Raw genomic sequence first — 26,201 nt, forward strand, 5'->3', positions numbered from 1 at the left:
CTAACCAGGGAGGGCCAGCTCGAACCACACCGTCTTGCCACTCTTTCCGCGCCGGGTCCCCCAGCGGTGTGCGGAGCAGGCCACCAGCTGCAGTCCTCGGCCACCTTCGTCGTCGGGTGCCGCAGCACGTTCGGTGGGCGGATCCGGAAGCGGATCAGAGACTTCCACAAGCAGTCCGGGGCGGGCGTCCGGAGCTTCGCCATCGAGGCGGGGGCGCACCAGCCGTACCCCGATGGGGCCCGAGGCGTAGCGCAAGGAATTGGTCACCAGCTCGCTGACCAGCAGGACGGTCACATCACCGACGGCCGCGTCAAGCCCCCACCCCCGCAGCGCCTCGTGGACCGCATGCCGAGCAGTACGCACGGCGCCGGGCACTGCCGGAAAGGTCCACTCGGCGCAGTCGCCTTCGGTATCGATCACGCCGATCACTTCCCAAGACCAGCAACGAGGAACGTCCTGTTTACGGGGGCTAATCTGCACATACCCGATATTTAGGGCGACCTATCGCCGGAATCGACGCGTAGGGCGTACGGGCGTATGGCGACGTGCGCGCAGCGCAGGCGCAGAGGGGGTGCGCCCGATCAGCGGCGCGCGCCGCCCGGCAGGCTCCGGGTCGGCGCGGATCCGGTCGGCGCGGATCCGGTCGGGAGGCGGCGCATGGCTTCGGCGACGGCAGGCCGGTCCTGATCCAGCCAGTCGACCTCGTCACCCTCGCCGGGCCCGAGCCAGCGCAGCTCGTCGTGGTCCTGGAGCGGCGCGGGCACGCCGGACACCAGTCGCGCGGTCCACACCCGGAGTACGTATCCGGGCTTGAGCGGCCACTCGCCGGGGATGCGCTCCAGCGGCTCGGTCTCGACGCCGAGTTCCTCGCGGAGTTCACGTACGAGCGCCTGTTCGCCGCTCTCCCCCGGCTCCAGCTTTCCACCGGGCAGCTCCCAGCGGCCGGCCAGCTCGGGCGGGGCACTGCGACGCGCGGCCAGCAGGCGCCCCTGGTCATAGACGGCTCCGGCCACCACCACGCGATCACTCATAGGCCGGAGCGTAGTCCCCGGCTCCGCCCCTCACAGGCCCCGCCCCGTCCCGTACCACCCCCGACAGTCGGCCGTCGGTCACGGCCGGGCGCTCTGCCCGATGCGCTCCACCCAATAGAGTTGCTTGTGTCCGCGGTTGTCGAGTTTGTCGGCGATCTTCTGCGCCTCGTCCTGCGTGGCATACCTGCCGACGCGATACCGATTGCCGTTGTCGTCCTGCCGTATCACCAGCCAAGGGAGCACGGCACCGCCGTCGCTCATCGTGTCCCTCCTGAGCATTGAGCCCCTCCCCTGAACGGCGTGCACGTCTCTAAGGATCCCCAGGAAACCGCAGTACGCATATGCCCGAGCGTACGCCTGACCTTTACGCAACGGATAAGTAATTACACAAAGAGAAACCGATCCGGCCAACGCTAAGGGGCACACCCACTCGGATGCGCCCCCAGTGCCTCGCGGATCGGTTGTGCCGCTTACGGCCTCCCCCGCGATAGGGAGTGGATCAGCGAGCGGCGTCATGCGGCTTCGGTGGCAAGGCGGAGGACGGAGTCGACGCGGAGCGTCGGTGACCGACGACAACGCCGCAAGCAAAGTCGCAGGGCGCCGGGAGCCCACTCCCTGTCGTGGGGGAGGCCGTTACGCCTCCGCCACCTCTGCCCCGGCGCCGTGCGCAGCGTCGGCATGAGGACCGGGCCGACGGTCGGGTCCTTGCGGCAGGACATGACAACTCGTTACGGTCAGTGACGGCCCCTCGGTTACGGGAACCGAGGGGGCGTCAACTCGTCGTCACAGGCCCCGGACAGTCCGTCCGGGTATCGGTCACTCGACAGAAATCCCGGCCGCGAGCCCGCCGGGGGCCCGAAAAAATCCCGCGGGAGCGCTCGGCCAAGAGACCGGCGCCGAGCTCGACCGAGGGCTCGACAGCGGGCCCGCGACGAAGCCCACCAGCGCGCGAACCGCCGCTCACCTGACAGGAAGGTGGTAAGCGATCCGGTAGCGGTCGGCGGGCACCACCACATCCGCCGTCTCGACCGCCCGCCCCGATGCGTAGTACGTACGCCCGATCACCATCACCACATGACCCGGCACACCGCCGAGCGCCAGGAGCTCCTCCGCCAGCCCCGGGCGCGCGCCTACCTGCTCGACCACGTTGTCCACGACGACATCGATCGCGGCCATCCGCTCGACCACCCCGCAGCCGCCCAACGGGCCCTCCTCCGGCAACATCACCGGCGTGCGCCCCGTGACGGTGAGGGGCTCCCAGGAGGTGGAGAGCATCATCGGCTCCCCCGCTTCCCGGAAGATGTATCTCGTACGCATCACCCGGTCACCCGCCTCGATGCCGAGCCGTTCGGCGATCTCCGGACTCGCTCCTTCCTGCTCGCTGCGGGACTCCCACGTCCCCCGCACCCCGTCCGCCGTCTGTTCCTGGCGGAACGGGCTGGCACCGGCGCCCGGACGGTATCCGGAACGGGCGATGCGACGCGGGACCGGGCGCTCGCGCACATACGTACCGGAACCGGAGCGCCCCTCGACCAGCCCTTCGGCCATCAGTACCTTGCGCGCCTCCAGCGCGACCGTGTCGGAGACTCCGTACTCCTCGCGGATACGGGCCTGCGACGGCAGGCGCGTATGCGGCGGCAGCGAACCATTGGCGATCTTCTCTCTCAGATCGCTCGCAACGCGTAGATAGGCGGGCTGCTCACCGAAAGTCACAGGCCACTCCCAACAGGTTGACAGTCTGCAACAGACTGGCAACCGTCGGTTGTAGACCGCAAGCACAGGCCAAAGTTTCACCCGAAGTGATGACCAGGCGCCGCACGGCGCATATCCGGACCCCGGCCGCCCCCGACCATCCGCGATCAGCCCAACCCCTTGACCCTTTTTGGTCCAGACCAATAGCTTCCCCTGCGCACGTCAGGGCTGGACCGGCGCGACGGGCGACGGCGACGGTCTCGGCCAGCCGGCCGCGGCCCCCGCACCCGCCACCTGGGCGGCGGGCTACGAGGACTACAAGGCCCTCAAGAAGCTGGCCGACTCCGGTACGTACAAGATCCACCGGGACGTGAGGAACGGTCACGCCTGGCTGTTCGACGGCACGGCCCTGTGGACGTACGACGACCCGCAGGTGCTGCGCACCAAGACCTCGTACATCCGCAGCCACGGCCTCGGCGGTGCGATGTTCTGGTCGCTGGACGGGGACACGGACGACGGCGAGCTGATGACCGCCGTCGACCAGGGCCTGGGCCGGCGTTAGCAGGCGAGAGGGTGTGGGGGCAGCCGCCCCCACACCCTCGGTCCGTTCACGGACCCGTCGTCGCAAGGATCAGAACTGCAGGGCCCAGGAGTTGATCTTCCCGGTGTCGGCCGCGGCATTGTCGCTGACCCGCAGCTTCCAGGTCCCGTTGGCCACCTCCGACGAGGCGTTCACCGTGTAGGTGGTGATCACGTTGTCGGCGCTGCCGCCCGGATCCGAATGGCATGCACATGACAATCGCAAGGACTCGGATGCCGCGCTGCCCGTTCCCTGCTGTCAGCGAAAGATTGACCGATCCATAGGAATCCCACAAGACGGCCTTGAGGTACGCCATACCTTTGCCATTCACCCGCCACACGGCTGACATGCTGGCGGGCATGGCCACATATCTCTGCCCGCAGGACGGCGCCCGCGCCGACACCACATCCCTGACCTGGTGCTGTCCGGTCTGCCGCGGCCCCTGGGACCTCGACTTCGAGCCGGACGCACCGCTCTGGGTCAACGCGCTTGCCGGACGCGTCAATTCACTGTGGCGATACGAAGAGGTGCTGCCCCTCTCCTCGCCCACCACCAGCCTCGGCGAGGGCCGCACACCGCTCGTACCGCTCACCGGCACGGTCTCCGCCAAGCTCGACTTCCTGATGCCGACGCTCTCCTTCAAGGACCGCGGCGCCGTGATGCTCGCCGAGCTGGCCCGCCGCCTCTCCCCCGGTCGCGTCGTCGCGGACAGCAGTGGCAACGCGGGAACGGCCGTCGCCGCGTACTGCGCGCGTGCCGGACTGCCCTGCACGGTGTACGTCCCCGAGGGCACATCCCCCAAGAAGACCGAGCAGATCCGGGCCCACGGCGCCCGCCTGGAGATCGTCCCCGGCGACCGCGAGGCCACCGCGCTGGCCGCCAGGGCCGCCGCCGACTCCCCCGGCACCTTCTACGCCTCGCACGTCTTCAACCCGTACTTCCTGCACGGCACGAAGACGTACGTGTACGAGATGTGGGAAGACCTCGGCGGCAGGCTCCCCGACGCCATCGCCGTACCGGTCGGCAACGGCACGCTGCTGCTCGGCGCGGCGCTGGCCACCGCGGAACTCCTCGCCCAGGGCCTGATCGACGCGCGTCCCGCCCTGATCGCCGTACAGGCCGAGGCCGTGTCGCCGCTGGCCACCGCGTTCCACCGGGGCGCGGACGGCCTGCCGGACCATCCCGGCCGGGCCGCCCCCGCCGCCCCCACGCTCGCCGAGGGCATCGCCATCCCCCGCCCGCCGCGCGCCCGCCAGATCCTGGCGGCGGTGCGGGAGTCGGGCGGCACCTTCCTCACGGTGACGGAAGATCAGATCCGTACCGCGCAGAGGGACCTGGCGGCCCGCGGCTTCTACGTCGAGACGACCGGCGTCGCCTGCTGGGCGGCGGTCGGCGACTGGACGGACCGCAGTGTGGTCGTACCCCTGTGCGGGGCTGGACTCAAGACGGGCCTGGCCCCCTGATCAGGGGGCCACCGAAGGCGAGGGAGCGGGCCGGGTCAGTCCGTCCAGTACGTGTCGTGCTTGATGAAAAACTCGGCCCGCTCCTCCTCCGACCACTGCGCGGCCTCCGCCACCTTCTCGAAGTACTCCTCGCGCGGCGCACCCGGTGTGAACAGCAACAGCATCGACGCCGGGGCCTCGGAGTCGTTCCGGAAGGCGTGCAGACCGCCCTGCGGTACGTAGACGAAGTCGCCCTGCGTCGCGTCGACCCACTGCTCGCCGTCGTAGATCCGCACCGTCCCGTCGAGGATGAAGAACGACTCCGAGATGGACCGGTGGAAGTGTGTGGCCGGGCCGCCGGCCCTGGGCGCCATGTCCATCCGGTAGAGCCCGAATTCGCCGTGCGTCGTCTCCGTGGTCGCCAGGTAGTGGGTACTCCCGCCGCTGCGGGTCAGCAGATTCGCCGCCGTGCTCGCCGGCCGGTACGTGGCGCTGATCTCGCCCTTGCCGTCCGTGTACGTCGGTTCCGGGTACGACATTCCGTTTCTCCTCCGCCGATCGAACTGTCAGCCGTTCACCCCGCGCGTCGCCCGCCCGCGGTGCCGGCGTCCTTACGTTCGCACAGTGAGCCTCTCGCGCGTCTCTCTCGTCACGGTCCTCCGCGCCCTGGTCGCGGGAGCGCTGATCGCGTCGCCGACGCCCCTGTCGTACGCGGCGGCTCCCCCGCCCGCCACCGTCCCCGCGCCGACGGCCTGCGGTCGGGACACCGAGGCCGCATGGGCGCCGGCCTCCACCCGTTTCGGCGAGGCCGCCGGCTACCACCCTCGCGTCGGCAACGGCTGTCCCGGCCACCGAGTGCCCGCCACCGGCGTACGGGAGTTGCGGGTCGTCCGGCCCTGAACACCGCTCGGCCGAAACCGATCGCGCACGCCCCCCGGGGCAGCGCATCATGGGCGGCATGACCGACACGCGAACGGCCCATGCCGCGTAAGCCACCCGCCGCCGTCCGCAGAGGGCTGCGGCACCGTCACCGCCCGTGGGAGAGCCGGGCCGTGGTACCCGGGCTCTCGGCGCGCGCCCTGACCGAACTCGACCGCGCCGAACGGGAGCGCTTCTGGCGGCGCAGAACCCGGCGCTGCCCGTCGCAGTCATGCACTACATGCTCGACTCGGCCGCGGCCGGACCCGCTTCCCCGCACGGACGGTGAGCCGGGCCGCGCCCCTCGCCCTCCCGTGCGCGGTACGGCGGGCAGAGTACCGCCGGGCCGGTTCTGTGGGCCGTCGGTGGCAATGCGGCCCACGTCCGCTTGTGCCTGCCCTCGGGTTCCCACGCCCCGCTGAACAATTGCCCTGGTCAAGACGGACGGACGGGTCTCAGCGGACCGAGGGGAACGACCGATGGACAGAACGGTACAAACAGATCGCAGAGCTCTGCTCGCCGGCGGACTTGCGGTCGCCACGGTCGCGCTCGTGGGGTGCTCATCGACGAGCGCCGCCCCGTCGGCGACCAGCGCTTCGCCGGAAGGGCGGCCGACCACGCCCGCCGCAGCATTCGCGAGACTGATGGACGGCAACAAGCGCTGGGTGAGCGGAGACCTTCGGCATCCCGACCGGGATCCGGACCGGCGCGAGCTCGTGGCCCAGGCGCAGGAACCTTTCGGGGCGATCCTCTCGTGCATCGACTCCCGGGTGCCGCCCGAACTCCTCTTCGATACGGGGCTGGGCGACCTTTACGTGATGCGCACCGGCGGGGAGGCGGTCGACCCGGTGGTCACGGGTTCCGTGGAGTACGGGCCCATGACGAGTGGCACTCCGCTCATCGTGGTCCTTGGCCATCAGCGTTGCGGCGCCGTCGAGGCGGCGTACAAGTCCATCCTCGACGGCAAACCGCTGCCGGGAAACCTGGAGGCGATCGCCAAGGCTCTGCGGCCGGCGTACGAGCAGGCGGTCCGGGAGGGCGGTGCCGACCCGGTCGAGACCATGGCCCGCGCCCAGGTCGAACTGACCGCGGGCGACCTGCGCTCCAACCAGGACCTGGCCCCACTCGTGGCAAAAGGCGCCCTTGCCGTGGTCGGCGCCTACTACTCGCTCGACACCGGCACGGTGGAAGTCCTGGCGGGCGCGCCTTGAAGGGCCGGGTTCAACAGAGCCCCCGAAGTGTTACGACCGTGCGTCGGGGTCAGACCTGCTCCTGGAGCCTCTCGTTCAGGCGGCGGGACAGTTCGACCCGGCGTGTCTTCAGCGTGGCGGTGCGCGGCAGTTCGGCCAGCGGGATCTGGACGGGGTCGGCCAGCTGGGGGTACGCGGCGACGGCCGCGCGCCAGCGGGCCGGGTCGAGCGGCTGGTCCCGGTGGGTGCAGACGACCGGGATCGCTTTGTCACCCGGGCCCGGCACCACGACGACCTCGGCCAGTTCCTCCAGCTTGTCCAGCACGATGTCCTCGATCTCGAGGTTGCCACCCCGGGGATCGTGTCGAACTCCCGGTCGAGCATGTGCAGGCAGCCGAACGCGGTGCGGTAGCCGACGTCCCCGGTCCGCCACCATCCGTCGTGCACGTTGGCGTCGTAGCGCTCTCGTTCGCCCGTCTGAGCTCCCGGACCTCGCGCTCCAGTTCCGCTATGCGCTGCATGCTCACCGTGTTCTCGCCTGACCACTACTCAGGAACGATCTCCGCCCCGCGTCTGCCGCCGGCCACAAAGGCGACGGTCATCGTGCCGGGTACGGTTCCCCTGTCCAACGTCTCTGAACTCATTGGGTCTTCCCCGAAGGTGTGTGTCCGGACATGACCCGGACGGCGAATGCGATCGCCTCTGCTGAAGGATCCGCTGCTGAAGAGCGAGCCGGACAACCCGGATCTGCCACGGGCCCGGTGCCGACCCTCCCGGCCGGTGCCGGGCCCGTGGCAGACAGCCGTCACCGGCCGCCGAGCGCGGGTTCGCGATCGGGCTCGTCCGCCAGCTGCAGGGCGTCGTCCCGGCTGTGGAACAGCTTGCCGGGCCACCACATCCACCGGCCCACGTCCAGGGTCAGCGCGGTGACCAGCACCGAGCGGACCACGATGGTGTCCAGCAGCACGCCGAACGCCACCGTGAAGCCGAGCTCGGCCGCGAAGACCAGCGGCAGCGAGGCCATCGCCGCGAAGGTGCCGGCCAGCACCACGCCCGCCGAGGTGATCACGCCGCCGGTGGAGGACAGGCCGGTCAGCGCGGCGCGCCGGGTGCCGTACAGCAGCGCGTCCTCGCGTACCCGGGTGACCAGGAAGATGTTGTAGTCGATGCCCAGGGCGACCAGGAACACGAACGACAGCAGCGGGAAGGTCGCGTCGGCCCCGGCGAATCCAAACACATGCTCGAACACCAGGCTGCTCACGCCGAGGGCCGCCCCGAACGACAGCACCACCGTCGCCATCAGCAGCAGCGGCGCGACCACCGCCCGCAGCAGCGCCGCCAGGATGAGCAGCACCACGAGCAGCACGATCGGGATGATCACCTTGGAGTCGCGGGCCGCCGCGTTCTCGGTGTCCAGCATGATCGCCGTGCTGCCGCCGACCTGCGCGTCGGCGCCCTCGACCGCGTGGACCGCCTTCCTGGCCTGCTCGACGGTACGCATCGCCGCCTTGCTGCTGGGCTCGTCCTTCAGCTCCCCGAGCAGGACGACCTCGCCGCCCTTGGCCACCGGGGCGGCCGCGACGCGGGCGATCCCCGGCACACCGGCCAGCGCGGCCTTGACCTGCTCCGCCGCGTCGCCCTTGGCCACGACGTAGACGGGGTCGCCCGATCCGGCCGGGAAGTGCTCGGCCCGGATCTCCTCGCCGACCGCCATCTGCGGCTTGGTGGTGAACTGGTCCTTGTTGGCGAGGCCGTCGGCCTTGAGCCCGAACGCCCCGAGCGCCATGGCCGCGAGGACCAGCACGGTGCCGATCCACACCACCCGCGGGCGACCGGAGACGGCCGTGCCGACCCGGCTCCAGACGCTCTCCTTGACCGTCGACTCCGAGCCGTACACCGGCTTCACCGGCCAGAAGATCCACCTACCGCAGGCGACCAGCAGGGCCGGCATCAGGCTGACCATGGCGAGCAGCCCGACCAGGATGCCGATGGCGCAGGCCGGACCGAGGCCCTTGGTGGAGTTCAGGACGGCCAGCATCAGCAGCATCAGGCTGACCGCGACGGTTGCGGCGCTGGCCATGATCGCGGGGCCCGAGCGGTACAGGGCCTCCGCCATCGCCTCGTGCCGGTCCTCGTGCCGCAGCAGCTCCTCCCGGTAGCGGGAGATGAGCAGCAGCGCGTAGTCGGTGGCGGCGCCGAAGATCAGCACGGTCAGGATGAAGCTGGTCTGCTTGTTGATGACGAGTCCGGCGTCCTTGGCCAGCAGGTAGATCAGCGCCTCCGCCGTGACCAGGGCCACGCCGACGGTGATCAGCGGCAGCAGGGGCAGCAGCGGGCTGCGGTAGGTGAGCAGCAGGATCGCGAGCACCACCAGTGCGGTGATCGTCGTCAGGGCGCCTCCGCCGCCGAACGCCTTGATCGAGTCGGCTCCGTAGCCGGCCGGCCCGGCCACGTGGAAGCCGAGGCCGTCCGCGTTCTTCTTGCCGACCTCGGTCATCGCGTCGACGACCTTGCCGAGCCCTTCCCAGCCGGACTTGTCCTTGCGTACCTGGACGACGGTCTGGATGGCCTTGCCGTCCTCGGCCTTCACCGGGCCCTGCATCTGGCCAATGACGTTGTCGATGCCCTTGAACGCCGCGGCGTCGGCCTGCGCCTTGGCCATGTCGGCGTCGGTGACACCGCCGGACCGGTCGTAGACCACGATCGCGGGCACGCTGTCGGCGGGCATGAACTTCTCGGCGCGCTCGACGACCGCGGTCGACTCCGCGTTGCCAGGCAGCCAGGACGAGTTGTCGTTCTTCTCGGCGTCACCGAGCTTCCCGGCCAGCATCAGCGCCGGGACCAGCAGGACGGCCCAGAGCGCGATGACGACCCACTTGCCCACTCTTCCGCTGGGCAAGGCGGCCAGTTTCCGCATCATGTCGATTCCTCTGTACGTGGTGTTGGAAGGGGGCGAGGGCGGGGTCGCGACGGCGGTCACCGTACCCCTGCAGCGCGGCCGCCGGGTCCAGGACTCGCGAGCGGACGTGGCCGAGGGCGAGCAGTACAGGGATGTCGGTCAGCAGCGGGAAGTGGTACGTGAAGGGGCGGGGGCCGACCATGTCGGGCGGGCCGCCGAAGCCGCCGTCCGCCTTCTGCTGTGCGGGCAGCCAGGAAAGGGCGCGGCCGACGGGCTGCGAGTCGTCGCCGTAGCACAGCGCGATCAGGCCGTAGGCGGTGCTGATGTCGTCGCTGGGGTCGCCGGGCTGCATGCCCCAGCCGCCGTCGGCGTTCTGCGTCTGGCGCACCGTGCGCTCGATCCGCCCGGCCATGGCGGCGGTGCGGCGCGGAGCCGAGCACGCCCGCCGTCAGCCGGCCGACGAGCTCGGCGTCGCCGGCGGTCTCCCGGCCGACGGCCCGCCCGACGGAAAGCGAGGCGAGGACGCGGTCGAGCCGGTCCGGGGACTCCTGGTGGCCGCGGAGGAACGTCAGCAGGCGGTCCCTGGCCGGGGAGTGCGTGCCGGTGCGGGTCATCAGCGAGAGTGCGAGCGCAGACTCCAGCACCCGGCTCTCGCACTCCTCGCGTATCGCGCCGTCGGCATCGACTCTGCCGCTTACGTACGAGACCAGCTGGGACGTGGCCTGGCGCACCTCGTCCGGGGAGACCTCGTCGGGCCACGGTAGCAGCGTCGAGCGCGCGAGGTCCGCGTTTTTCATACTGTGCTCCTGTCTGAACCGGAGTGGGTGGCCTGGGAGTTCGGCGAAAAGGGCCCGGCTCCACCGGGTCGGGGGATCCCCTGCGGAGCCGGACGCGGGTCAGCGGATGCCCTGCGCGAACCGGAAGAACCGGTGCGGGTCGTACTCCTCCTTGACCGTTCCTAACCAGTGTGCGTGAGTGAGTCTTGGACCCACTGTTGCGTCCTGGGTGCATCCCGAACGGTGTTGGATGCACTGGGTTCCCGCTTTCGCTTCCCGCTCGGCGCCGGCCCTCCAGGGGGCCGGTCCGTTGTGGGTGGGCGGGTTCCCTCACGCCCCCGGGCGTCCGGTCCGGCCTGGACGGTCCGATGCCCCACACGATCTCTCCGGTCGTGTGGGGGCGGTGCCGTCCTTCCCCAAGCTCTCAACTCCGTTCGAGCAGGGGATACCCCATCCCGGATCGGGTGTCCGAGGGCGCGTCGTCCGATCGCGATGCCCGCGGCATCGTGACGGGACATCTTTCGGTGCGGGGTGGCCAGCGGTTTCTGCCAGTGCTGGCCACCCCACTGGGAGGTGTAGGCGGGGTCGACCGCGACAATGCTCAGGCCGTGTTCGGCGGCCATCGACACCAGCCGGGCCTTGAGTTTCCCGGTGGGCATGCCGGAGATGAGCTGCCGGAACCGCTTCCGGCGGCCGTGCTTCTCCCGAGTCTTCTCGGCGGTGAAGTCGAGATCTTCGATCCCGATCGCCGCGACCCCGACACGCCTGGCCCAGTTGATCAACCGGGTCAGGGCGTGGCGGATCTGTGCGTCGCGGTGGCCGGCGGTGCCGGACAGGTCGTAGGGGAAACGGCGCGGGTCACCGATGGGGTTGCCGTGCCGGTCGAGCCGGTAGGCGGCGAAGTGGTCGGCGTTGGTGTCGACGCCGACCATGCCCCGGGCACGGGCGGTCTCCAACGGGATGGTCCGGACGACGGGGCGCTGCCAGGAGGCGGTGAGATACCAGCGGCCACGCTCCACGTCGAGGTGGATGCGGTAGGCCACAGCCCGGTTCGCTTCGATGCGGTCGGCCCACTCCGCACCCCGGTGCGCGAACGCGATACGGCCGGTGAGGGTGTACCGGCCGTGCCTGGCGTTGGCCAGGTGCGCGAGCGGGGCAGGCAGTTTGATGCTGACCTCGCCGTCCGGGGTGACGCGGATCGTCTCGTTCCCGAACCGCTTCCCCGACTCACCATCAGCGGCAAGAAACCAGCGCCCCGCCTCCCACCGTTCCCGCCACTGCTCCTCGGTGAGCTGGGCCTGGGCGAGATGGTGGCGGGTGTTGAGGAGACGCTTACCGCCCCGTACCACCCGCACCCGCCCGGCCTGCCACTCGGCAACAGCAGCGGCGTGCCGGTCTTCCAGCATCGCAAGGCGACGGGACTTGCGGAACCACTCGCTCTTCGACCGGTAGCCACCCGCCGCGCGCTTGGTGCCCTTCTCCCCGATCGGGAGGGACAGGCGGTGCCGCAGCATGTTGATCCCGGCTGCCAGCTTCTGGATATGCGCCGCCTGGCAACGGCGCGCGAGCGCCCACTGATCGTGCGTGGCCTTGGTGATCGCACCGGCGATCCGCGACGACGACAGTGCCGTCAGCTCCCGCTTGCGTGCCGCCCACGTATCGGCGCTGTGATCGTGTCCGTCCCCACAGCGGGCCTTGAGATCACGGGAAGCAAGCGCACCCGTCGGCGACCTGCTCCTGGCCAGCGAGGTGTGCTTCTCCGGCGGCGTCTACTGCTTCGCCCTGGCCCGCTTCGGCACGCACGCGGACGCCGAGATCCTCACCGCCTACCTCGACCACTACCTCCCCCGCACCGACCTCCGCTACGACCAGCCCGCCGCCCTCGGCGCCCTCCTCCGCCTCGACGCCCAGCTCGGCACACACCACGCCGACCGCTTCACGGAGCCCGACGGCCTCTGGGACCAGTGGGTCCAGGCCCTTGCACACCTCCAGGACTCCCCCTACTTCACCCCCGCCGAACAGCGCCGCTGGACAGACCTCCAGTGCGACTTCGCCAACAGCTGGACCCAGCCGTAGCCGCAGCCGCCCGACTGCGGCTACGTGAAGTCCGAGTACGCCATGTACCGCCCGCAGGTGCGGCACATGAAGAGGTAACCGGTGGGCTGGCCGTCCTTGTCCAAGGCACCGAGATGGCTCTCCACTGCGTCGGCGGACCACCCCCACACGCCTGCCTCACTGCGCAGTGCCTCCAGGGCATCGGGGAACGAGGCCAGCTCGGCGGCCCCAACGACCCCCAGGAACGCCGCCCCATCACCGCAGTGGAAGAACCACCGCGGGTCCTGCCAGGACGAGAAACCCGGCGTACGCGCGTCGACGGACATCACGACCTCAAGCGGGACGTCGTCCCCGACCGGGTCACCGATGAAGTGCGCGTCGTACTTCGCAGCCGCGCTGCCGTCCGCGATGCACCATGGACACAGCAGGTGGGAAAGCTCCTCGACCGCGTACACCGGACCCGTGTAGACGTACCCCCGCACCCGCCCGCAGCAGACGCACGTCGTACTGGACGCAACGACCGCCCCGGTCGCCAAGGGGTCGGGGTGGTACGGAAAGCCGGGCAACTCCTCGAACATGCCGGTCACGCTACCCGCGCGCAGGGAGGTCGTGCCGGACTGAAACCGCCCTCGATCCGAAGGGTCACGACCGCAACAGCCGAGCCTGCGGGTCGTAGCAAACGAGCCCCATCGATGCCGCCAGATCGGCAGCGTAGGCCGAAGCCTCCTCGGCCATGCTGTAGCGCATCGGGAAGTAGATGAACGGACCGGACACCTCGCCGATCAACGGCCCCGTGGACCGTGGAGAGGTGTCCTCCTCGTCCTCCGTGAGGTCCACCCATCTCGCCAGCAGCCGGGCGACGTACTCGGCGATACGTGGCGACGGCGGAAACTCTTCGGCCGTGTCGATGTAGCGGTCGTACAGCTGGGTGCAGACCTTGCCCGCGATCACATCGTCGCTAGGTCGGTCGCCTTCCCACACCGCCAGGTCATAGCTCATGGCCGCACACTGCCACGGCCCACTGACAGCACCCCTCGGGCTTCGCTCCACCACTCGGCGGAACCCTCTGTCCGACGACGCTGTTACGTTCCGCCCATGACCGCATCAGACGCTCTGCTCCGCCAGATCGAGCAGAACCCATCTCTGGCCGCCTCGCTCGTCTGTCCCGGCGACTTCGACATCGACCGTCGGGACCCCATAGACAACCTGGTCCTTCCCACGGGAGCACCGCTGCACCCGATAGCCGGCTGCGGCGCTGGCGGCACCTACTACCTTTGCGGGGAAGCCGGCGCCGAGGAAAGGCCCGTCCTGTACGCCGACTCCGAGGGCCGCGCCAGTCTGATCGGCGCCGACCTCGTCGAGGCCGTCACGCTCATCGTCGTGCTGCCCTTCTGGCGCGACGTGGCGAACGGCTTCACGATCAGCGAGCTGCGATCCGAACTCCGCGCCGACCACCCCAACTTCGACGCCGAGCGCGACCGTCTCCTGCACGCCCTCGGGCTCACCCCTGCCTCCGAGGAGGAAGCTGCCGCCCGGCTGTTGGCCGTCGCAGCACGCACAGCCCCGAACTACGTACCCCATGTTCCGGACGACGAACACCTGCCATACGAGCTCCTCTTCGTGGACGGCCTCGGATAGCGACGCGTGCCCTTCGGCAGGGATGGCAGCAGCGTCACTTCGCCCCGACGCAGTCCGACAGGTCGGCTCCGGTCGCACCTTCCGCGCCCTAAGCTGCTCGCATGGGAGTAGAGGTAGGGGTGGGGGACCTGGTCAGGAGCTACGCAGGGCTCCGCGACAGCGCCGCCGGACAAGATGACTCCGCAGCCCGCCTGCTGCAGTTCTACAGCGTGGAATGCGGCCTGAAAGCAGCGATCCTCGGCAAGAACGGAGCGAATGCTCACAGTACGGCGGACTTGCCCCCTGAGCTGCGTACACATGATCTGAGGGCCCTCGCCAAGGCGCTCAAGCTCAGTGCCGAGACAATAGGCCAGTTGGCTGGCTGCCGTCGTCGACACGACGAACGGAGCAGAGTGGAACAGCATCAGCTCCACGAGGCTTGGCGCTATGGCGCCACGCTGCATGGGGATGACGAGAAAGCTGCGGATGCCGCGTTGAGCAGTCTCAGCGAATGGTGTCGAAGGGAGCACAAGCGGTGACCGTCAAGGAGAGCCTTCCGGCTCCGAGCCACCTCTACACGTGGGTGGATGTCGACGAGCACTTCGCCAAGCTCGCAGCACGGGGCGAGTGGGAGCCCTGGCTGCTCGAGGTCGATGCCTATTGGGACAGTGTCGAGTTCACCGTAGCCGAGGGTACGGACCCCGAAGCCGTGTGGGCCTGGCTTGGCAAGCGGCTCGGCCCCCTGACTGTTGACGCCGGGCGCCAAGCGATTCTCCTGGAATCTCTTGAGGATGACCGCAATGAGGACGCCCTTGAGGTCCACCTGCGCTCAGCGACAGAACTCACCGAAGTGACCAGGCAGCCCCGCTGGAGCGAGCGGCGTATCGTCCGGCAACTAGCGGAGGGCCTACCCGCACCCGATGCCGAGTCATTCCCAAACGGTGTACGAATCTGCGCCTTTCACTCCTTCAAGGGTGGAGTCGGTCGCACGCTGCACTGCGTCGCACTGGCCCGTGAGCTGGCTGAGCGGGGCGCCGAAGCCGTAGGGGGAGGTCGGCGCGTGCTCTTGGTCGATGCTGACCTTGAAGCGCCGGGCATCAGCTGGATGGTCGCCGCTCAGGGAAGCCGACTAGATTTCGCACTGGACGACTTCCTCGCGCTGCTGCACGGTTCTACAGGCAGCGACCGCGGCCGGGCCATCGCGATGGCCCGAAAGTTCTTGCTCAACCAAGAACAGGACGGCGTCATCGTCCTACCCACCACCCGGGACACCGCGCGGGTCGGGCCTCCCCGAATCCAGCCGGTGGACCTGCTCACGCACAACAGGCCGCCGTACATCCTGACCGAGGCACTGGCGGAGCTGGCCCACTCCGTAGGGGCAGACACTGTTCTGATCGACCTGAGGGCCGGCACCAGCGAGCTCAGCGCGCCAATCCTTCTCGACCCTCGAGTGCACCGGGTATTTGTAACCACCATCAGCGATCAGTCAGTCCAGGGCACAACGAATCTGCTGCACCACTTGGCCCATCGTGCCCCATCTCGTCGATCGACCGATCCAGCTTGTGCTGTGCTGCTCACTCAGTTTCAAGAAAAGGAGCACAGCACAGAGTTGTCAGAAGCGGCGGCAACGCTGATGGAGGCGGTCGCCCGAACCATCACTTCACCACCCGACGCTTCTGGTGAGGGTAGTGATGCAACCACGGTCGACCGTGATGTGGCATCCGAGCCCCTCAGCAGTCCATTTCTTTCTCCCTTGCTTGCACTTCCCCGAGGTTGGACCGACGTCTGCGAGAGAATCGAGCGAACCACGCTGCGATCCGTGGTATCCGGACTCGCGGACGCCCTTAGCCCCCTCGAGCTGACTGAATCGGAATCAGCACTGCCGGGGCTTCGCGACGATCCTCAGGGCACCCGCGAGGCTCTGGCGAAGCTGGCCCGGAGTCTTACGTATGCCGAGACAGCACAGGTCCAGGAAGACTTCCTGCCCACAGAAGCTCTCGTGAACCTGGTTTCGACCCATAGAACCGAGGCGCCAGTCGAAATCATTGTTGGCGCCAAGGGGTCCGGAAAGACCTTCACGTATCTCCGCATGTGCCGCCGAGGAACCTGGGACGCCTTCGCCAGGGCAGCCGGAGTGGGAGGCGTTGAACTGCGAGCCCCACTAGTGCCCGTTCTGGCTTCACAGAATCTCGCCGATGAGCTGCGAGCTGAAGTCGAAGAAGTCCAGAAGGCTTCTGCCAACGAGCTGACCGAAGGCGAACCAGCTAGCTTCTTGTCACTCCGCGATCTCGTCACCGATGCACTCGACACGGACATGAATGAGGTGGGGTGGCGCCGGGTGTGGTTGACGTGCTTGGCGCGAGCAGCCGGCCTGAGCGCCACGCCCGAGACTGCCGAGTCGGCACTCACCGACCTCGCACGAAACCAGCGAGCGATCTTCGTGATCGACGGGCTGGAGGACCTATTCCAGGACTTCAGCAGCAATATCCAACAGCAGCGCGCACTGAGGGCATTGCTCACCGGCTGCCCCGAATGGCTTCGGTCACTTCGCGGGCGCCCCTTGGGCCTGGTGGTGTTCGTACGGCGCGACCTCGTCTTGAATTCCGTGCAGCAAAACGCCCAGCAGTTTCTTGAACGGCATCGCGCCTACGAGCTCCGCTGGAACCGTACGGAAGCGCTTCGCTTGGTGGCCTGGGTCGGCGAACGGGCCAGGGTCCTTACACGAGACGAATCCGTAAGTATCCGTTCAGCTGGAACCAAAACACTCTCTCGACTTCTCGTCCAGATGTGGGGCCAGAAGCTTGGGTCGGATCGTTCTCGAGAAGCTCGATCCGAGGAGTGGTTCCTCGCTGCCCTTTCCGATTTCAATCTCCAGATTCAGGCACGAGACATCGTCTATTTCCTAGCCGAGGCCGCCAGCGACTCAGCAGGTGACGAAAAAGCTGGACGCTGGTCGGATCGCCTGCTGACTCCTTCTGCAATGCGCAGGGCACTGCCACAGTCAAGCCGTGAAAAGATCTCCGCGATGGAGCTGGAAAACGTACCAGTCAGGACCGTCTTCAGGCATCTACAGGCATTGCCAGAGGAGACCCGCAAGGTGCCCTTCACGCTCGAGTCCGTGGAGCTGGATTCCGTGCAGGCCCGCCTACTCGAGGCAAATGGTGTCCTCTTCAGAGAGAACGACCAATACTGGATCCCTGAGATCTATCGATATGGGCTCGGGTTTGGGGTCAGCAATGTTGGCCGCCCGAGGGTGGTCTCAATCACCAAGCTCATTCGTGATAGGGGCGACGTAATCTGAACCCAGTCCGCCTGCAGGCGGGACACCGCCCATGCGTCCATCCAGTCCCTCTGACACCCAGCCTGGCCAACGGCATCCGGTGGAGCAACGTGATGCTCATGCGGTTGGCCAGCCGTCCAAGGAGACGTCCACGCCGCTGGTCAGGTACTGGTGGAGCGCGCTGGCAGTGGTCTCCACGAAGGCCTCGGGGATGGCATTGGCGTCGATCCAGCGGACCTGAGAGTGCTTGCGGGGTTCGCGGTTTTCGGGTTCGCCGGTCCATTCGTGGGCGGCGAAGACGACCGTGAGGAAGCCGTTGGGGGCCTCGACGCCCCAGGCGCCGTGGATGATGTGGGCGACCTTGAGGGACTCGGGCTTCACCGTGAGCCCGGTCTCCTCGTAGAGCTCGCGGACCGCAGTCTCGGTGATGGGCTCGCCCGGCTCGCTCTTGCCGACGGGGAGGTCCCACAGGCCCTGGGCGAACTTGGCGTTCTCGCTGCGCTGGAGGAGAACGACGCGGTTGGTGGCCTTGTCGTGGACGATGACGGCCGCGACCAGCAGCGTCATCGATTCGAGCGCCGGCTTGAGGGCTTGGGAGCGGTCATCGGTCTGCTGAGCCACGGGGTTCCCTTCGTCGGGCGGGTTGTTGGGCATGTTAGGCGAGGGCTTCCCGGGCACGGCGTGCGAGATCGGCGGCTCCGGGTACACGGCGGCGCTGGTAGACAGCGAGCGTGGAGCGGATCGAGGTGATCGCCTTCCGGGTGCGGTCGGAGGTCATGCCTTCCATGAGCAGCAGGGCCTGGGTCCAGGCGGCGACGGCCTCGTCAGCGCGGGCTTGGGCGGCGAGACTGTCGCCCAGGTCGGCGTAGGTGAGGGCATGGACGCGCTTGTACTTCTCGGGGTCCCAGCGGGTGAGAGCATCGCGGTGCTGTTGCTCTGTGCCGATGTGGTCGGCGAGGTCGGTCAGGGTGCGCGCGGTATGGCTGGCCACGGTGCCGGCGGCGGGGCCGCTGACGCGCGAGTAGCTGGGCTGGGGACCGTCATCCCGTAGGAGGGCGTCTTCGGCGGCGAGGAGGGCTCGCGCGGCCGACGGGCTCTCGGCTGTGGCTGCGTAGGCGCGGGCGTGGGTGATGTGGAGGAGGGCTTCGGTCTGGCCGTCGACGTGGCCGAGGCCGCGCCGCAGGGCGCCTTCGACAAGGTCGACGCAGTGGTGGGGCTGCTTGAGGCTCAGGGCCTGGTGGGCGAGGGCGCGCATCATCCAGGCCGCGTGGCCGTGGGGGTCGGCTTCGCAGGCGAGCTGGTAGCCGACCTGGTAGTAGCGCTGGGCAGCGCCTTCGTGGCCCAAGTCATGGTGTTTCCATCCGGCGAGGTAGGCGAGTTCGGCGACGGCGCCGAAGGCGGCCTGGCGTAACGACTCCGAGGGGAAGCGTCCGCGGAGCATCGGGGCAGCCGTGTCGGCGAGGTAGGCAGTGACAGTGGTGAGGCCGTGGCCGCCGCCCAGGCGCTCGTCGGCCGCGCTGAAGGCCGCGGTGATCTGCCGTACCACGTCGATGTCCTCGACGCCGACGAGGCAGCGGCCGGTGCGGGCGCGGAGCATCCGGGACGTGGCTTCGTGGTCATGGAGGAGCGGCATGGCTACGCCGGCCGTGGTGAAGGCGGCGATGGCGAGGAAGCGACGGCGCTCGACGTCCGCGCGGCCGAGGTCGGTGACGGTGACGACCGGGTCGCCGTACGAGGTGGCCTCGCTGTCCCCCGCCTGAAGGCCGATCTCGGTGGGAGTGACGATGCGGCCGAGTCGACGAGCGAGGGCTTCGGCGAGGTACTGGCCGGCCTGGCCCGACGGGGCGCGGGTGCCATTGGCCCAGTGGGAGATCGCGGACTTGTTGGTCTGGAGCAGCTCGCCGTTCTCGGCGGCGATGCGACGTACGTCCTTGGCGAGCGACTCGTACGTGCACCCAGCGGCGTTGATCGTGTCGCGCAGGCGGGAGTTTGGGTTGGTCGGCGCTGGCACGATCTCCTCCGCTCCGGAGCTGTAAACCGCGTATACCGCTTGGCCTCGGTCACACCGTACCCACTCTGCGTAGCGGGCGGTTCACTTATCGACAGCCGCCCCACTCTCGGGCCGGGCGGCCCCCAAGTTCCGTACGCCCTACCGGGCTCGGGCATCCCTATGCCCGAGCCCGGACGATCAGAGACGGAGAACCGTGACCACCATCGACACCACGACCATCACGGTCGAGCTGCCCGACGCCTTCGACCCGCGCTGGAGCCGCCTGCCCGGCATCCAGGTCGACGGCCGGCGCATCACCATCGACCCGGCCGAGTACTTCTTCCGCTTCGAATCCAACACCTGGCTCGTCGCCGACTGGGAGCTGGTCAAGGCCCAGCTCCTCGACGTCCACGAGACGACGGAGAGCGCGGTCGAGCAGCTCGCGCTCGACTTCATCAAGAACCACGGTGAGTCCACCTCCGACGCGGCCCGCGTGCTCACCACCGCGTACGGGGTCTACTCGTACCTCTTCCGCGAGGAGCACCTGGCTGGCCTCGGCCTGCCACAGATCACCGCCGACCACCTGCGCATGCTGCGCGAGGCGGCCACGCTCATGGCGCTCAACAAGGTCGAACTGGACGGGCACATCTCCAACGTCGGCCCGTGCTGGTTCTTCCCCGCCGCCACCTCCGTCGTCTTCGACCTGGACGACGAGACGGGCGGAATGCTGGACGAGGTCTACCACGGCGGCTGGTTCAACGAGCACCGCCGGATCGAAGCCATCAAGGCCCACGCCGCCCTCGGCGGCCGGCTCGTGCACGGCTGCCAGTCCGTGCCGGACCAGTCCGGCGGGGTCGTCGCACCCTACGGTGCCTCGATGGCGAACTTCCGTGACGACCTGGCCGCGTTCAAGGCGGGCTGGATCGAGCAGGTCTACGCCCACCGCGTGACCGCGGCCGAGTAGCCCCAACCCCCGTACGGCTCCGGGGCGGGCTGACCCGCTCGTCCGCCCCGGAGCCCACCAGCCCCCTGGAGACCCCCATGGACCAGAGCCTGACCGCCGCCCTGCTGAACGACCTGTGCGCCCTCGTCGGCAAGCCCATCCCCGAACGTGCCGAGATCCGCGTCTGGGGCATGTCCGGCGTCGAACGCGTCACCTTCCCCGACGGCACCACGGCCGTCTTCAAGTACGCCAAGGAGCCCTTCGACCGCGAGGCCCAGGCTCTGCGGGTGGCCCACCAGCGCGGGCTGCCGGTCCCCGAGCTCCACGCCACCGCCATGCAGGACAAGTGGCTCGGGATGCTCATGGACGACCTCGGCACCCCCGTACGCGGCGCCGACGACCTCGACGGAGTCGCCGCCGCCGTCATGCTCCACGCCGCCCGCCCGGCGGGCGGCCTGCCCCTCCTCGACAGCGCCGGCCTCGCGGCCCTGCCCGGCCGCGCCCTCGATCACCTCCAGAGGCTGCGGAAGTCCGACCGGTGGACCGACTGCGACGACATCGAGACCGCTCTGGGGAAGATCTCCGCGTCGGCTGAGGCCCGCGTGCAGGGGGCGACGCTCGACCCGTTCGGCTGGGTGCACTCCGAGTTCCACCCCACGAGCATCCACATCGGGGAGGACGGCTGGCACCTCCTCGACTTCGCCCGCGCCTTCACCGGACCGGGCCTGATCGACCTCGCCTCGTACCACGGCACCACCGAGGCTCCAAGCCCCGTCCGGCTGAGGGTGTTCCTGGAGCAGTACGTCACGGCAGGAGGCCACGAAGACGCTCTCGCCGCCCGGGGCGGCCTGGCCGCCGAGGCATGGGCCCTGGGCTGGCACCGCATGTGGGCCGTCGAGTGGTTCATGGAACAGGCCATCCGCTGGATCAACGACCCGGCCAAGGACCCCGCGTACATCCCCGTCGTCCGCCGCCACCTCAACGACGTGGTCCAACTCCTGGAGGTCTAGGTGCTCGCCCAGGTCTCCCCCTGGTACGCCCATGCAGCCCAGCGCATAGCCGCTTCCCCCGCCCATGCGCTCACCGCGCCGGCCCGGATGGAGTGGAGCACCCACGCGGGCCTCGGTCCCGAAGCTGAGATTCTGGGACGGGACCTGCGCAGCAAGCGCATCCTGGAGCTGGGCTGCGGCCCCGGCCACAACGTGGCCCACCTCGCCAAGCACCACCAGGCCCGTGTAACTGGTGTCGACCTGGTCGGCCTCCAGATACGCCGCGCCCGCTCGCACTACGGACACGTCGACGGCGCCACCTTCGCCGCAGGCCACGCACTCCACCACCTCCAGGCCACTGGCCAGACCTTCGACGCGGTCTACTCCGTTTTCGGCGCCGTCGGCCTCGTCGCCCCCGAGCACCTGCTCGCCGCCATTTCCCGGCGCCTCAAGCCGGGTGGCGTCCTGGCCTTCTCGGTCCCGCACCCGGCACGGGCCGGAAGACATCCATCCACGGACGACCGTCCGCGCGAGGACTACGTCACCATGCCCGACCACACCCGGCTGCCCATCGCCCGGTGGGAGTTCGATGCCCGTCGCTGGGGCGCGCACCTCGCGCGTACCGGCCTGCGCATCACCTCGGCGTTGGAGCTGCGCCACCCTCGCCGCGACCCCTGGCCGACCACCCTCCTGATCACCGCCCGCAAACGCTGAGCCCGGAGGCACCGATGACCCTGCCCTACCTGCTCTTGGACATCGACGGCGTCCTCATCCCGTTCCCGGCGGCAGATGGCAGCACCCCACCCACCCACGTCCGCCACACCGTCCTGCCCACCGGCCGGCACCCCGACGACCTCGTCCCCATCTGGCTCGACCCCAGCCATGGCCCGGCGCTCACCGACCTCCTGACCAGCGGCCTCGTCACCCCGGTGTGGTGCACGAGCTGGCGCAAGGACGCCACCACGATCATCGGGCCGCTCCTGGGGCTGCCGGACTTCCCCTACCTCGACCTCCCCCGCCCGCAGATCACCACCAGCCATCCCGACGGCTACCTGTGGAAGCGCGACCACGTCGACCCCTGGCTCGGCAGAGCACCTGTTATCTGGATCGACGACGACTTCACCGCCCTCGACCACGCCTGGGCCGCCGAACGCACCGCCCGCGGCTACGCCACCCTCCTCGTCCAGCCGGACCCTTACACCGGTCTCCAGCCGGGCCACCTCGCCGAGGTGCGGGACTGGGCGGGCCTCCCGGACGCAGCGCGTGGAACAACGGAAGCCGCATAGCAAGGGCCTCGCGTCCGGTCTACGAAGCGGATTGATCCGGCCGGGCGTTCCGATGCTCGATCAGCCGCGTCACGGCATCGTCCAGCCTCTTCGCCGTGCGATGGACTGCTTCCAGGACTGAGTGGGCACCAGCACCATCAGCCCCGGAGTTCAGTGCCTTGGCAACCTGGTTCAGGTTGTTGCCGATGTACCCGAGCTGGCGTCGCGCGGCGAATAGTTCAACAACGATCTCTCGTTCACCGGCAACCTCAGCGGTTGTGCGGGTCAGGTCACTCGACGCGAAGAGCGCGCAGTGGGCGAGGAAGCCTGCAGTCGTCATACCGGAGACCCGGGCACCCGCGCTGATCTCGGCGAGCTCCTCCTCGCTCACACGCACCGTGCAGACGATCTTGCGCTGGGAAGGCTTCCGATGACGCCTTCGGACCCGGGAGAGCGGCTGGACCGGCTGCCGGCCCTCTTCGAGCTGCGGGCCGCCCTCGGCCTCAGCTTCCCCCTCCGGCGCCCCCTGGTGCCGGAGGGCCCCTTTGGATGCTCAGCCGACGGTGGAGTGTCCAAAGGGATAACTTGCTCCGCTCGCGGTCGGCATTGCGGCTGTGTCCTGTCCTCCATCTGCATCGGTCGAGGATGCGAGGTCGTCGCTCCCCTCGTTGGAAGCAGCGTCGTTCGTGTTGTCTATCAGGGTGAGTCTCCTTCACACGGCATCGCGGCAGCGGACGGCGACTCGACCACGGGCAACCGTGCGCCCGGGATCCAAGCCATCCGCTGTTCTGTCCCCAGGTGGGGCATTACCGGGGGCAAGGGTGGGTGACCGGGTGGTCGGAAGGGGTTCCGACCACTCGATCGGGACCGTCGACTTGGCGGTCAGCTGAGGTTCGCCTCGGTCTCGAACTCGGGTCGCAGGACGTTCATCGCCTCGGTCAGCCGTTCACCGCCGAGCTTGAGGTCCTCGTCCTTTACGGCCTGCCGGACCACTGCCCGGCTGAGGCGTCCTTGCTGAACCGCAGCTGCACGCCCGATCTCGACGATCCGGTCAAGGGGAGCGTCCGCCGGCCGACCTCCCTGCGCCTGGGGCTTCGGTTCCTCATCCACCACTGCGGAGGACCCAGCCGCGGCCTCCGCTACAGAACCGGTCTCGCGGGTGATGAGGATGCGGAGGTGGACCGCCCCCGCGAGAGCGAGCGGGGCAAGGGTGGAGAGGACGCCGACTGTGAGGTCGCTCAGCTGCAGAGTGCCTGAGGCCGTCTGCTGGTTGAGGCGTACCGCGTGGAGGGCGTTGGCCCAGGTGCTGGCGGCGGTGGCGGTGCCGAAGAGGATCCATACGTACAGGCGGGCGCGGAAGGGGGCACCCCTCAGGATGATCAGAGCGCGGACGCCGTAGGCGATGAACCCGTCGATGAGCAGCGGGAAGAGGTACGTCAGGAATCCGCGGACGTGGATGGCCACGGCCATCTGCTGCAGAGCGTCATACGAGAGCGCGCATCCGGCGGCACCGAGGGCGAGGATCGCCGCGTGGTCCCAGGCTGTGGCGCGGCTGGGCAGGGGTATCTGGGCGGGTGGCTGGAGGGTGGCCATGTGGTGCGAGTACTCCAAGGGTGGTGGGGTGTTGGGGTGGCCCGTCTTTGCCGTCTTGCCGTTGCAAGCGCAGGTCAGGCGGGGTACGGCAGTGATGAGGCACGCCGTCTTACTTCCGTCCCGGCGGGCGGTCTGTGACCTGCGGCGAGACGGCAAAGACGCCTGGGACGCGGCAAGACGGATGCGGGCGGCGTATCAGTCGTGCGGCGCGGCCAGCGTTGATCGACTTCCGTCTTGGCCCCAGTTGCCGTCTTGGCTGCATGCGTCTGACCTGCGGTGTGACGGCAGGGACGGCACGGACGGCAACCGGGGTGGGCGGGGTCTCAGCCCTCGATCGAGGCGGGGCCGGCGTCGAGGGGGTGGACACCGGGGCAGTACCGGCGCCAGGCGTCGAGGAACTTGTTGCGTGTGTAGCCCTTGCGCTGGGTCTTGTCCGCGAGGCGGACGTTGCCCGGCCTGATGCCGTACTCGCGGAGCAGGGAACCGAGTTCGCGAGCGATCAGGCCGCTGCGCCCCCAGTCCGCCCACGGGCCTTCGGCATCTGCGCGCAGGGCGCTGATGATCTCGTCGGTGGTCAGGCTCTCGGGCTCGCGCTGCGCGAAGAAGACGCGGCGGATGTCGGCGAGGATGCGTGCGCCACCAGGGTTGGCCTCCTCGGCCTGGAGCTCGTCGGCGACCATCTGCGCACAGGCGGCGCGAGCCAGGCGGGGCCACGGGCCGCCCGCGAGGTCGGCGGTGATGACAAGCGGTTCCCAGGTGTCGGCAGCGCGGTCCTCGACCGGCATCGACGGTTCAAGGTCTGCGGCCTCGTCCAGTAGCGGCCTTGTCCATGCGGCGATGCGGTCGCGGAGATTGTGGAGGGACGGGGTGTCGCGGCGGGAGCGGAAGGGGTGCACGCTCTCGCCCTCGGCCCGGCGCCTCATGCGGATGACCACCGAGCGGTCCATGATCGTGTCTGGCAGGTCGCCGATCCCGGCCAGGGCCGCCATGGCGAAGGTGGCGAACCTGTGGGGGGTGTGGTCGTTGCCGACTACCCGGGTGACATAGCGATTGCGCTGGTGGCCCGCGTTGAGCAGACCGCGCATCTCCTCGTTCTTCTCGGCCATCTTCGGCGTGCCGAAGATGGTGTCGGCCTCGTCCACAAGGAGCGTGGGCGGCTCCTCGGTGATGGACCGGAAGATCGCCGCCGGGGTGGTGTCGATAGTGAGCATCGGCTCGTGGACCGTCTCGGTCGGCACATCCAGCAGCCGCGACTTGCCGCACCGCTTCGCGGGCCCGACCACGGCCAGCCGTGGGGCGTGCTGCCAGGCGGGCTGGAGGTGAGTCGCTGCAACCCACAGGGTGACCGCGTCGAGGGCTAGCTCGGAGGGCAGGATCACGAACCTGGCGATCTGTCCTCGTAGTTCTGACAGCAGCTCGGCGCCCTCAGTAGCCGGCGCGTCCGGAATCTCCACAGGCTCAGCAGGTGGTACCTCTTCAGCCTCCGCGGGGACCTGGTCCCGGACGATGCCAGGCTGGCCAGGTACCGCCACCGGAGGCCATCCGGCCTGATGTGCGGCAGGGGCGTTCGGGGTCGCGGGGTGCAGCAATACGAACTCCTTCTGGTGGGGCATGGGGTCGGGCGGGGTGTTCACGCCGTGGGCTGTCGCCGTGCCAGGGTCGGCGGCCATCAAGCTCCCAGAGTCCAGTTACTGCGCAGCCCGTCCCGGCTGAGCAGTTCCTGGTCGAAGCGAGCGAGCTCGGCTTCGCTGTAGAGGACTCGGCGGCCGACCTTCACGCCCCGAGGGCCGTAGCCCGTGTGACGCCAGTACCGGACTGTGCTCTCGGCGGTGCGGTAGCGCTCCGCCACTTCGGCGGTGGTGAGGTAGGGGCCCAAGTTTTTCCCATTCGACTAGATGGCTTTCCATTTCACCTAGACAGTGCCACGCGGAGCGCGATTAG

At 69.0% G+C, this 26,201-nt stretch carries 28 protein-coding genes and 4 pseudogenes; 13 read left to right on the top strand and 19 right to left on the bottom strand.

The features are described 5' to 3' along the window. The 4 genes from ACWD6R_RS09005 to ACWD6R_RS09020 all read right to left on the bottom strand — a co-directional run bounded on the left by ACWD6R_RS09005 (position 1) and on the right by ACWD6R_RS09020 (position 2,744). Positions 1 to 429, bottom strand: a complete 429-nt coding sequence (locus ACWD6R_RS09005; RefSeq protein WP_451818091.1) for an ATP-binding protein — start codon at positions 427 to 429, stop codon at positions 1 to 3. A gap of 152 nt (positions 430 to 581) precedes the next feature. Then, a complete protein-coding gene (locus ACWD6R_RS09010; protein WP_451818092.1) occupies positions 582 to 1,031 on the bottom strand; it encodes a (deoxy)nucleoside triphosphate pyrophosphohydrolase in 450 nt (149 codons plus the stop codon). 78 nt (positions 1,032 to 1,109) lie between these two features. Beyond that, complete coding sequence (locus ACWD6R_RS09015; RefSeq protein ID WP_451818093.1) at positions 1,110 to 1,292, bottom strand: SPOR domain-containing protein; 183 nt, start codon at positions 1,290 to 1,292, stop codon at positions 1,110 to 1,112. 699 nt (positions 1,293 to 1,991) lie between these two features. Beyond that, complete coding sequence (locus tag ACWD6R_RS09020) at positions 1,992 to 2,744, bottom strand: GntR family transcriptional regulator (protein ID WP_451818094.1); 753 nt, start codon at positions 2,742 to 2,744, stop codon at positions 1,992 to 1,994. A 190-nt stretch (positions 2,745 to 2,934) separates the two neighbouring features. On the opposite strand from ACWD6R_RS09020, the pseudogene ACWD6R_RS09025 reads away from it, so the two are divergent. Beyond that, a pseudogene (locus ACWD6R_RS09025) lies at positions 2,935 to 3,285 on the top strand (glycosyl hydrolase family 18 protein); the annotation flags it as partial. A gap of 69 nt (positions 3,286 to 3,354) precedes the next feature. Here the strand turns inward: ACWD6R_RS09025 and ACWD6R_RS09030 are convergent. Continuing rightward, positions 3,355 to 3,495: pseudogene (locus ACWD6R_RS09030) on the bottom strand (proprotein convertase P-domain-containing protein); the annotation flags it as partial. A 167-nt stretch (positions 3,496 to 3,662) separates the two neighbouring features. Between ACWD6R_RS09030 and ACWD6R_RS09035 the strand changes: the two are divergent. Then, positions 3,663 to 4,766, top strand: coding sequence for a threonine synthase (locus ACWD6R_RS09035; RefSeq protein WP_451818095.1), 1,104 nt, complete (start codon positions 3,663 to 3,665; stop codon positions 4,764 to 4,766). Between the two features lie 35 nt (positions 4,767 to 4,801). Here the strand turns inward: ACWD6R_RS09035 and ACWD6R_RS09040 are convergent, their stop codons facing one another. Continuing rightward, complete coding sequence (locus ACWD6R_RS09040; protein WP_366689924.1) at positions 4,802 to 5,284, bottom strand: cupin domain-containing protein; 483 nt, start codon at positions 5,282 to 5,284, stop codon at positions 4,802 to 4,804. Between the two features lie 85 nt (positions 5,285 to 5,369). On the opposite strand from ACWD6R_RS09040, the gene ACWD6R_RS09045 reads away from it, so the two are divergent. Together ACWD6R_RS09045 and ACWD6R_RS09050 are read left to right on the top strand one after the other, a co-directional pair. Then, complete coding sequence (locus tag ACWD6R_RS09045; RefSeq protein WP_451818096.1) at positions 5,370 to 5,645, top strand: hypothetical protein; 276 nt, start codon at positions 5,370 to 5,372, stop codon at positions 5,643 to 5,645. A gap of 497 nt (positions 5,646 to 6,142) precedes the next feature. Continuing rightward, positions 6,143 to 6,874 carry a carbonic anhydrase gene (locus tag ACWD6R_RS09050; protein WP_451818097.1) on the top strand — a complete coding sequence of 244 codons (732 nt, stop codon included), beginning with the start codon at positions 6,143 to 6,145 and terminating at the stop codon, positions 6,872 to 6,874. Between the two features lie 49 nt (positions 6,875 to 6,923). On the opposite strand, the pseudogene ACWD6R_RS09055 reads toward ACWD6R_RS09050, so the two are convergent. From ACWD6R_RS09055 to ACWD6R_RS09065, 3 genes and pseudogenes are all read right to left on the bottom strand, one after another. Beyond that, positions 6,924 to 7,327, bottom strand: a pseudogene (locus ACWD6R_RS09055) (long-chain acyl-CoA synthetase); the annotation flags it as partial. 331 nt (positions 7,328 to 7,658) lie between these two features. After that, positions 7,659 to 9,773, bottom strand: coding sequence for an MMPL family transporter (locus ACWD6R_RS09060; protein ID WP_451818098.1), 2,115 nt, complete (start codon positions 9,771 to 9,773; stop codon positions 7,659 to 7,661). Beyond that, on the bottom strand, positions 9,661 to 10,140 hold the full coding sequence (locus ACWD6R_RS09065; protein ID WP_451818099.1) for a hypothetical protein: 480 nt from the start codon (positions 10,138 to 10,140) through the stop codon (positions 9,661 to 9,663). The genes ACWD6R_RS09060 and ACWD6R_RS09065 overlap by 113 nt, the downstream gene beginning before the upstream one ends. A 1-nt stretch (position 10,141) precedes the next feature. Here ACWD6R_RS09065 and ACWD6R_RS09070 point away from each other — a divergent pair, with 1 nt between their 5' ends. Next, the gene (locus ACWD6R_RS09070) at positions 10,142 to 10,516 is read left to right on the top strand and encodes a hypothetical protein (RefSeq protein WP_451818100.1); all 375 of its coding nucleotides are present in this window, start codon (positions 10,142 to 10,144) and stop codon (positions 10,514 to 10,516) included. A gap of 132 nt (positions 10,517 to 10,648) precedes the next feature. Here the strand turns inward: ACWD6R_RS09070 and ACWD6R_RS09075 are convergent, their stop codons facing one another. Both ACWD6R_RS09075 and ACWD6R_RS09080 read right to left on the bottom strand, forming a co-directional pair. Continuing rightward, on the bottom strand, positions 10,649 to 10,744 hold the full coding sequence (locus ACWD6R_RS09075) for a BBE domain-containing protein (protein WP_451818101.1): 96 nt from the start codon (positions 10,742 to 10,744) through the stop codon (positions 10,649 to 10,651). Continuing rightward, positions 10,711 to 12,249: pseudogene (locus ACWD6R_RS09080) on the bottom strand (IS200/IS605 family accessory protein TnpB-related protein); the annotation flags it as partial. The pseudogene ACWD6R_RS09080 and the gene ACWD6R_RS09075, both read right to left, overlap by 34 nt. Between ACWD6R_RS09080 and ACWD6R_RS09085 the strand changes: the two are divergent. Next, entirely contained in the window at positions 12,224 to 12,604 is a 381-nt protein-coding gene (locus ACWD6R_RS09085) for a DUF6000 family protein (protein ID WP_451818102.1), read from the top strand. The pseudogene ACWD6R_RS09080 and the gene ACWD6R_RS09085 overlap by 26 nt on opposite strands. A gap of 20 nt (positions 12,605 to 12,624) precedes the next feature. Here ACWD6R_RS09085 and ACWD6R_RS09090 read toward each other — a convergent pair whose 3' ends face one another. Then, positions 12,625 to 13,161 (bottom strand): CbrC family protein, encoded by a 537-nt coding sequence (locus tag ACWD6R_RS09090; RefSeq protein ID WP_451818103.1) that lies wholly within the window; start codon positions 13,159 to 13,161, stop codon positions 12,625 to 12,627. A gap of 64 nt (positions 13,162 to 13,225) precedes the next feature. Then, positions 13,226 to 13,582 (bottom strand): hypothetical protein, encoded by a 357-nt coding sequence (locus ACWD6R_RS09095; protein ID WP_451818104.1) that lies wholly within the window; start codon positions 13,580 to 13,582, stop codon positions 13,226 to 13,228. A gap of 96 nt (positions 13,583 to 13,678) precedes the next feature. Between ACWD6R_RS09095 and ACWD6R_RS09100 the strand changes: the two genes are divergently transcribed. The 3 genes from ACWD6R_RS09100 to ACWD6R_RS09110 all read left to right on the top strand — a co-directional run bounded on the left by ACWD6R_RS09100 (position 13,679) and on the right by ACWD6R_RS09110 (position 17,501). Then, positions 13,679 to 14,221, top strand: coding sequence for a hypothetical protein (locus tag ACWD6R_RS09100; RefSeq protein ID WP_451818105.1), 543 nt, complete (start codon positions 13,679 to 13,681; stop codon positions 14,219 to 14,221). Positions 14,222 to 14,322: 101 nt separating this feature from the next. Then, positions 14,323 to 14,739 (top strand): hypothetical protein, encoded by a 417-nt coding sequence (locus ACWD6R_RS09105; RefSeq protein ID WP_451818106.1) that lies wholly within the window; start codon positions 14,323 to 14,325, stop codon positions 14,737 to 14,739. After that, positions 14,736 to 17,501: a ParA family protein gene (locus ACWD6R_RS09110; RefSeq protein WP_451818107.1), complete on the top strand. Its 2,766-nt coding sequence runs from the start codon at positions 14,736 to 14,738 to the stop codon at positions 17,499 to 17,501. Before ACWD6R_RS09105 ends, ACWD6R_RS09110 begins: the two co-directional genes overlap by 4 nt. A gap of 96 nt (positions 17,502 to 17,597) precedes the next feature. Here ACWD6R_RS09110 and ACWD6R_RS09115 read toward each other — a convergent pair whose 3' ends face one another. Together ACWD6R_RS09115 and ACWD6R_RS09120 are read right to left on the bottom strand one after the other, a co-directional pair. Continuing rightward, positions 17,598 to 18,134: an NUDIX domain-containing protein gene (locus ACWD6R_RS09115; RefSeq protein ID WP_451818108.1), complete on the bottom strand. Its 537-nt coding sequence runs from the start codon at positions 18,132 to 18,134 to the stop codon at positions 17,598 to 17,600. Position 18,135: 1 nt separating this feature from the next. After that, the gene (locus ACWD6R_RS09120; protein WP_451818109.1) at positions 18,136 to 19,491 is read right to left on the bottom strand and encodes a tetratricopeptide repeat protein; all 1,356 of its coding nucleotides are present in this window, start codon (positions 19,489 to 19,491) and stop codon (positions 18,136 to 18,138) included. A 193-nt stretch (positions 19,492 to 19,684) separates the two neighbouring features. Between ACWD6R_RS09120 and ACWD6R_RS09125 the strand changes: the two genes are divergently transcribed. The 4 genes from ACWD6R_RS09125 to ACWD6R_RS09140 all read left to right on the top strand — a co-directional run bounded on the left by ACWD6R_RS09125 (position 19,685) and on the right by ACWD6R_RS09140 (position 22,688). Next, positions 19,685 to 20,434, top strand: coding sequence for a hypothetical protein (locus ACWD6R_RS09125; RefSeq protein ID WP_451818110.1), 750 nt, complete (start codon positions 19,685 to 19,687; stop codon positions 20,432 to 20,434). Between the two features lie 77 nt (positions 20,435 to 20,511). After that, entirely contained in the window at positions 20,512 to 21,423 is a 912-nt protein-coding gene (locus ACWD6R_RS09130) for an aminoglycoside phosphotransferase family protein (protein WP_451818111.1), read from the top strand. Continuing rightward, positions 21,424 to 22,116 (top strand): class I SAM-dependent methyltransferase, encoded by a 693-nt coding sequence (locus tag ACWD6R_RS09135; protein ID WP_451818112.1) that lies wholly within the window; start codon positions 21,424 to 21,426, stop codon positions 22,114 to 22,116. A 14-nt stretch (positions 22,117 to 22,130) separates the two neighbouring features. Beyond that, entirely contained in the window at positions 22,131 to 22,688 is a 558-nt protein-coding gene (locus ACWD6R_RS09140) for an HAD domain-containing protein (protein WP_451818113.1), read from the top strand. 19 nt (positions 22,689 to 22,707) lie between these two features. On the opposite strand, the gene ACWD6R_RS09145 is transcribed toward ACWD6R_RS09140, so the two are convergent. From ACWD6R_RS09145 to ACWD6R_RS09160, 4 genes are all read right to left on the bottom strand, one after another. After that, positions 22,708 to 23,076: a plasmid mobilization protein gene (locus ACWD6R_RS09145; protein ID WP_451818163.1), complete on the bottom strand. Its 369-nt coding sequence runs from the start codon at positions 23,074 to 23,076 to the stop codon at positions 22,708 to 22,710. Between the two features lie 473 nt (positions 23,077 to 23,549). Then, positions 23,550 to 24,260, bottom strand: a complete 711-nt coding sequence (locus ACWD6R_RS09150; protein ID WP_451818164.1) for a DUF2637 domain-containing protein — start codon at positions 24,258 to 24,260, stop codon at positions 23,550 to 23,552. Between the two features lie 323 nt (positions 24,261 to 24,583). After that, positions 24,584 to 25,714, bottom strand: coding sequence for a DUF3631 domain-containing protein (locus tag ACWD6R_RS09155; protein WP_451818114.1), 1,131 nt, complete (start codon positions 25,712 to 25,714; stop codon positions 24,584 to 24,586). A gap of 215 nt (positions 25,715 to 25,929) precedes the next feature. Further along, entirely contained in the window at positions 25,930 to 26,136 is a 207-nt protein-coding gene (locus tag ACWD6R_RS09160) for a helix-turn-helix domain-containing protein (protein ID WP_451818115.1), read from the bottom strand. Positions 26,137 to 26,201 lie beyond the last annotated feature (65 nt).

Source organism: Streptomyces sp. NPDC005151 (assembly GCF_053599875.1).

What these genes read in the sequence shown, in the direction of transcription:
- ACWD6R_RS09100 (WP_451818105.1), top strand. Translation starts at nt 13,679, where the DNA reads ATGACCGCATCAGACGCTCTGCTCCGCCAGATCGAGCAGAACCCATCT.
- ACWD6R_RS09115 (WP_451818108.1), bottom strand. Translation starts at nt 18,134, where the DNA reads ATGCCCAACAACCCGCCCGACGAAGGGAACCCCGTGGCTCAGCAGACC.
- ACWD6R_RS09060 (WP_451818098.1), bottom strand. Translation starts at nt 9,773, where the DNA reads ATGATGCGGAAACTGGCCGCCTTGCCCAGCGGAAGAGTGGGCAAGTGG.
- ACWD6R_RS09150 (WP_451818164.1), bottom strand. Translation starts at nt 24,260, where the DNA reads ATGGCCACCCTCCAGCCACCCGCCCAGATACCCCTGCCCAGCCGCGCC.
- ACWD6R_RS09035 (WP_451818095.1), top strand. Translation starts at nt 3,663, where the DNA reads ATGGCCACATATCTCTGCCCGCAGGACGGCGCCCGCGCCGACACCACA.
- ACWD6R_RS09140 (WP_451818113.1), top strand. Translation starts at nt 22,131, where the DNA reads ATGACCCTGCCCTACCTGCTCTTGGACATCGACGGCGTCCTCATCCCG.
- ACWD6R_RS09050 (WP_451818097.1), top strand. Translation starts at nt 6,143, where the DNA reads ATGGACAGAACGGTACAAACAGATCGCAGAGCTCTGCTCGCCGGCGGA.
- ACWD6R_RS09040 (WP_366689924.1), bottom strand. Translation starts at nt 5,284, where the DNA reads ATGTCGTACCCGGAACCGACGTACACGGACGGCAAGGGCGAGATCAGC.
- ACWD6R_RS09095 (WP_451818104.1), bottom strand. Translation starts at nt 13,582, where the DNA reads ATGAGCTATGACCTGGCGGTGTGGGAAGGCGACCGACCTAGCGACGAT.
- ACWD6R_RS09010 (WP_451818092.1), bottom strand. Translation starts at nt 1,031, where the DNA reads ATGAGTGATCGCGTGGTGGTGGCCGGAGCCGTCTATGACCAGGGGCGC.
- ACWD6R_RS09090 (WP_451818103.1), bottom strand. Translation starts at nt 13,161, where the DNA reads ATGTTCGAGGAGTTGCCCGGCTTTCCGTACCACCCCGACCCCTTGGCG.
- ACWD6R_RS09130 (WP_451818111.1), top strand. Translation starts at nt 20,512, where the DNA reads ATGGACCAGAGCCTGACCGCCGCCCTGCTGAACGACCTGTGCGCCCTC.
- ACWD6R_RS09105 (WP_451818106.1), top strand. Translation starts at nt 14,323, where the DNA reads ATGGGAGTAGAGGTAGGGGTGGGGGACCTGGTCAGGAGCTACGCAGGG.
- ACWD6R_RS09015 (WP_451818093.1), bottom strand. Translation starts at nt 1,292, where the DNA reads ATGAGCGACGGCGGTGCCGTGCTCCCTTGGCTGGTGATACGGCAGGAC.